The organism is Sphingobium sp. WR1 (genome assembly GCF_059693745.1).
Genome location: NZ_JCATID010000011.1, coordinates 1 through 4,460 on the forward strand (window position 1 = coordinate 1; position 4,460 = coordinate 4,460).

The 4,460-nt window shown below is 66.8% G+C and carries 5 protein-coding genes; 4 read left to right on the forward strand and 1 reads right to left on the reverse strand.

Annotated features, from left to right (window positions below; all coding sequences use genetic code 11):
• Positions 1-77 precede the first annotated feature (77 nt).
• A complete protein-coding gene (locus AC58EF_RS13895) occupies positions 78-1,850 on the forward strand; it encodes a ParB/RepB/Spo0J family partition protein (protein ID WP_497276963.1) in 1,773 nt (590 codons plus the stop codon).
• Positions 1,851-1,976: 126 nt separating this feature from the next.
• Here AC58EF_RS13895 and AC58EF_RS13900 read toward each other — a convergent pair whose 3' ends face one another.
• Positions 1,977-2,312, reverse strand: a complete 336-nt coding sequence (locus AC58EF_RS13900; RefSeq protein WP_066765944.1) for a hypothetical protein — start codon at positions 2,310-2,312, stop codon at positions 1,977-1,979.
• Positions 2,313-3,003: 691 nt separating this feature from the next.
• Between AC58EF_RS13900 and AC58EF_RS13905 the strand changes: the two genes are divergently transcribed.
• The 3 genes from AC58EF_RS13905 (at position 3,004) to AC58EF_RS13915 (ending at position 4,391) form a co-directional block, all read left to right on the forward strand.
• Positions 3,004-3,306: a DUF736 domain-containing protein gene (locus tag AC58EF_RS13905; protein WP_066765940.1), complete on the forward strand. Its 303-nt coding sequence runs from the start codon at positions 3,004-3,006 to the stop codon at positions 3,304-3,306.
• Positions 3,307-3,374: 68 nt separating this feature from the next.
• A complete protein-coding gene (locus AC58EF_RS13910) occupies positions 3,375-3,773 on the forward strand; it encodes a hypothetical protein (RefSeq protein ID WP_066765941.1) in 399 nt (132 codons plus the stop codon).
• Positions 3,774-4,025: 252 nt separating this feature from the next.
• Complete coding sequence (locus AC58EF_RS13915; RefSeq protein ID WP_066765942.1) at positions 4,026-4,391, forward strand: hypothetical protein; 366 nt, start codon at positions 4,026-4,028, stop codon at positions 4,389-4,391.
• Positions 4,392-4,460: the final 69 nt, after the last annotated feature.

Below are 4,460 nucleotides of genomic sequence, written 5' to 3' on the forward strand. Positions count from 1 at the left end.
ACCCGACGTCAAGGCTAAAAACTGACGGATATCCGACAGAAAATGCTTCACAGGACAGTTGACACATGACCTAAGCCATGCACCCCGCCGATCAGTTCGAGCGGTTCCGTGAGCTTGCGGACGGCAAGGGATGGGGCGCGGAGGAAATCGGCGCGCGGTTCGGCGTGTCGGGCGGTGTGGTGAAGCAGCGGCTTCGCCTTGGCGCTGTCAGTCCGAAGCTGTTGCAGGTCTATCGCGAGGACGGGCTGACCTTGGATCAGCTTATGGCCTTCGCCATCACCGAGGACCACGCCCGGCAGGAGCAGGTGTTCGAGAACCTGCATCACAACCGGGAGCCGTGGATCATTCGGCGCGACATGACCGCCAACAACGTGCCCGCCGATGATCGCCGTGCGGTGTTCGTCGGGGCCGACGCCTATCTTGAGGCGGGCGGCAACATCATCCGCGACCTGTTCAGCGAGGATCGAGGCGGTTTCTTCGAGGATGCGGGCTTGCTCGACATGCTTGCCGTCGAGAAGCTGCGCGAGGTGGCGGACGGAGTGCAGGCCGAGGGGTGGAAGTGGGTTGAGGCCCATATCGACTATCCCCACGCCCACGGTATGCGGCGCTTCTATCCGCAGGCCGTAGACCTGTCCGACGAGGACGAGGCCCGGCTTGAGGCCCTGTCCACCGAGCATGACGAGCTTGCCGAAGGCTATTCGTCCTATGACGAAATGCCCGAGGACGTGGCGGCGAAACTGGAAGCGGTGTCCGATGAGATCGACGCCATTTCGGCCAAGCGTTACGCCTACGATGCCAACGTGATCGCGCATGGCGGGGCGTTCGTGGTGCTTCACCATGACGGCACGGTCAGGATCGAGCGCGGTTTCGTCCGTCCCGAGGATGAGGCGCTGGCCGACCCGCAGCCCGAGGACGAGGCAGAAGCCATCGACCCGGAGGCCGTGGAGGACGAGCAGGCCGAGGACGGCGACGAGGACGTGCAGGATTTCGAGGATGAGGACGAGGAACCGGGCAAGCCCATTTCCGACAGCCTCATTCGCGACCTGTCCGCCCACCGGACGCTGGCCCTTCGCGTGGCGCTTGGCGAGCAGCCCGGCATTGCGTTGATCGCCCTGACCCACACGCTTACGGCGCAACTGTTCTACAGCTACGCCGAGGCCGGTTGCCTTGAAATCCGTCCGACCGTGACCCCGCTTGGCGGTCATGCGGCGGGGATCGAGGATACACCGCTGGCGACGCGAGCGAGCGAGGCGCATGACGCATGGGCCGAGCGGATGCCGCGTGACGTGGCCGACCTGTGGGGCTTCATCGTCGCACTGGACGATGAGCAGCGGATGGCGTTGCTGGCGCATTGCGCGTCCCGCACCGTCAACGCCCTGCGCCTGCCGTGGGATCGCAAGCCCCGGACGCTGCAAACGGCGGACAGGCTGGCGACCGCGCTGGCGCTGGACATGGCGAAGGACTGGACGCCGACCGTGGACAGCTACCTTGGCCGTGTCACCAAGGCGCATATCCTTGAGGCCGTGGCCGAAGGGGTATCGGAGGATGCGGCCCGCCGTATCGCGGACAAGAAGAAGCCGGAAATGGCCGAAGCCGCCGAGCAGCGTCTTGTCGGGAAGGGCTGGCTTCCCGCTGTGTTGCGGACGCCGGAGCCGGAGGCCGAACCCGTCGAGACGGAGGACGCCGAAGGGATCGCGCAGCCGTCCGAAGCGGAGGCCCCCGATACCGGAGCGCGGGACGGCGAGGCCGTGGAGGTCGAGGCGGTGGAGCAGCCGACCGAACCCGAAGCGGTGGAAGCCAACCCCGATCCGGTGGACGAGGAAGCCGCCTACTCGGTTGCCGCCGAATAGAACGGCGTCGGGCCGGGGCCGCATTGGCGGTCCCGGCCTTCCTTTCGCAGCCCGCAAAAATTCGCGGCCGCGCCCGGTTGGGGCGCGGCCGCTTTTCCGTTTGGCAGGACCGTGAGTTTGGAGCGGCTACGCGAACAGGCCGGGCAACTGCGGCATGGGCTCGCCGTGCGCCATTGCCCGCGCCGCGTTGCCTGGCGCGGCCACCGTCACCCATTCCACGCGCCAGTCGAGCCGCAACACATCGCTGTCGCCGTCGCGCTGAATCCGCACGATCCCCGCGCCTTCCTCGCTGACAGCGAACCGGCAATCGTGATCCTCGCCATAGGCCGCTTCGATCAGCGTGCCGTCCGAGAAGCTGAGCCAGCAGCGGCCCGCGCTGTCGGCCGGAACCGCCAGCTCGGCCTCGACATCGCCCATCACCTTCAATCTCGTGCGGTCCTGGCCGCGGATCATCACGCTCATACGCCGTTCCTCGATCTCGATTCGCAAAGCCGCATCTTGGAACAAATAACGAACATAGGGCAAGGGAAAGAGTCCCCATAGCCGGACGCCGGGGAAGGGAGCGCCCCGCCCATCTCGGGCGAGCGCTGCGCCGACCAGCGCGGACAGCCCATAATCGCCAACATCCCGGTCCCGAATCCGGCGCTAGGCCGGCATCGCACAGGCTGGGCCTGAACCTGTCCGGCACGCAGGCCGCGTCCCTCCCGCCGATTTCCGCATGGCAGCGCCGCGCTCCGCTGCATCGGCCACGCCCCCACGAAAGCCGGGGCCACGTCGCCCTTGCACCTCGCTCGCCCGAAACCCTCCCGTCACGCCCGCCTCGAACACGAGACCATCGCCAGCACCGCCACGGCCGGCGGCGGCAAAGCTCCTCCGATCTTCCCGTCAGGCCGATGTTCTTGCACGGCACCGCCGCCACGCGGCCTCTCGAAAGGCTTGTCTGGCCGAAGCCCGCCCGTCTTCCCGCAACGGCGCCGGGCGATTTTTTTCCGCCGCCGGCCATGCCGGCTTTGCATCGCGAAACCAAAAAAACCGCCCGCCGCCGCCAGCCACTTCGTTCCGCCCTGCGGGTGCGGGCCGGCCGTCCCCCGTCCGATCGACAGCCATCGAGACCGCGACAGGCGCGGCTCCGAGGCAAGAAAGGACTGACGTTATGATCTGCGGAAACTTCACCTCCACCGACGAGGGCTTCACCGGCGAAATCCGCTTCTTCGGCAAGCGCGAACAGGTCGTGCTCCTCCTGATCGAGGACCAGGACAACGAGAAGGCCCCTCACTTCCGCATCGTCGCGGCCGACGACGAACGGATCGAGTTCGGCGCCGCCTGGCGGAAGACCAGCAAGGAGGGGCGCAAATACATCTCGTTCAAGCTCAATCCCGTCGTCGATCAGCCGGTCTATCTCCGGCTTTTCGAGTCCGAGACGGTGGCCGGCGAATACGAGCTGCTCGCAAGCTGACCGGCTCCGCGCCCCGCCCGAGATGGGCGGGGCGCTCCTTTTTCCCACTCCCAAAAAGGATCTTCGCCATGCCCGACCGCATTGGCCATAATGGCGGCCCGCCGCTCGACGATCGCAGGCCAGGCCCCGCAGACGGCGCGAGCTGCCGGCGATGTCGACACTGGCGGCCGCCGAGCGAGCGCGAGGAAAGCGATTATCGCGCCTATCAGATGGGCGTGATCCGCCGCCGCATCGCGGAGCCTTCGGGCGCTTGCGACCGAGTGATGTTGCGGCCGGGCGGCCCCGTTGCTTTCGCCGGCACCAAGGGCCGGTCCTGGTGCTACAATTTCGAGGCCAAGCCGCCGCCCACCGACGAGGAGCGGCGCGGATGGGGTTTCGTCACGATCTACGAGGGCGACCGTATCGTCTGGCAGGGCCGTGAAGGCGAGGAACCTGCCGAATATCGGCAAGGCGACCTGTTCGACTGACGGTGCAGTTACCGGCCTGACGGCCGCGCCGGTATCCCGGCTGTCGTTTGCTTGAGCGGGAATCAGGGCGCTCCGCCCCCGCTCCCCAGCAACAACAATCAGCCGAACCGTGGCTCAGTCGCTGCGCTCCCTGCGCCCGCACCACTCCGGCAGATTCTTGCTGCCCCCCACACCCCCGGCTGCTCGCCGCGAAGGCAGGGTCGATGGCCTGGCCATCGCCCTGCGGACGATTTGCAGAAGGGAAAAACAGTCATGGACAAGATCAAGCATGTTGACGGTGGCAGCGCAGAATATTGGCGGGAGCGCCGCGAAGTCTTCGCCCTGATCCGCGAAGCCGAGGAAGCCGGTGAGCGAGCGAAGAATGCGCCGACCTATCTTCACGGCGGTTTTGACGAGGACGGCGATGTGATCCCGATGGAGAACCTCGGTCCTTGGGATGACTTCGAGGATGCGGTGCAACGGCTGGAGGCGAACGAAACGGCGGTGAGCATCCTTGTCGCGCAGCGCCGCACCGAAATCTACATTCGCCGCCTGTGGGCCGTGATTGCCGCGCTGGAGGCGCTGGAAGCTCCGTTCTACCCGGAGAACAGCCCGCTTTGGGGACCGGATACCGATTGACCGGGACGGCAGGCGGCCCCGAGCCGCCTGCCACCACCGCCCGCGTCCGTGTCGCGGGGGGGGGGGGGG

What these genes read in the sequence shown, in the direction of transcription:
- AC58EF_RS13895 (WP_497276963.1), top strand. Translation starts at nt 78, where the DNA reads ATGCACCCCGCCGATCAGTTCGAGCGGTTCCGTGAGCTTGCGGACGGC.
- AC58EF_RS13900 (WP_066765944.1), bottom strand. Translation starts at nt 2,312, where the DNA reads ATGAGCGTGATGATCCGCGGCCAGGACCGCACGAGATTGAAGGTGATG.
- AC58EF_RS13905 (WP_066765940.1), top strand. Translation starts at nt 3,004, where the DNA reads ATGATCTGCGGAAACTTCACCTCCACCGACGAGGGCTTCACCGGCGAA.
- AC58EF_RS13910 (WP_066765941.1), top strand. Translation starts at nt 3,375, where the DNA reads ATGCCCGACCGCATTGGCCATAATGGCGGCCCGCCGCTCGACGATCGC.
- AC58EF_RS13915 (WP_066765942.1), top strand. Translation starts at nt 4,026, where the DNA reads ATGGACAAGATCAAGCATGTTGACGGTGGCAGCGCAGAATATTGGCGG.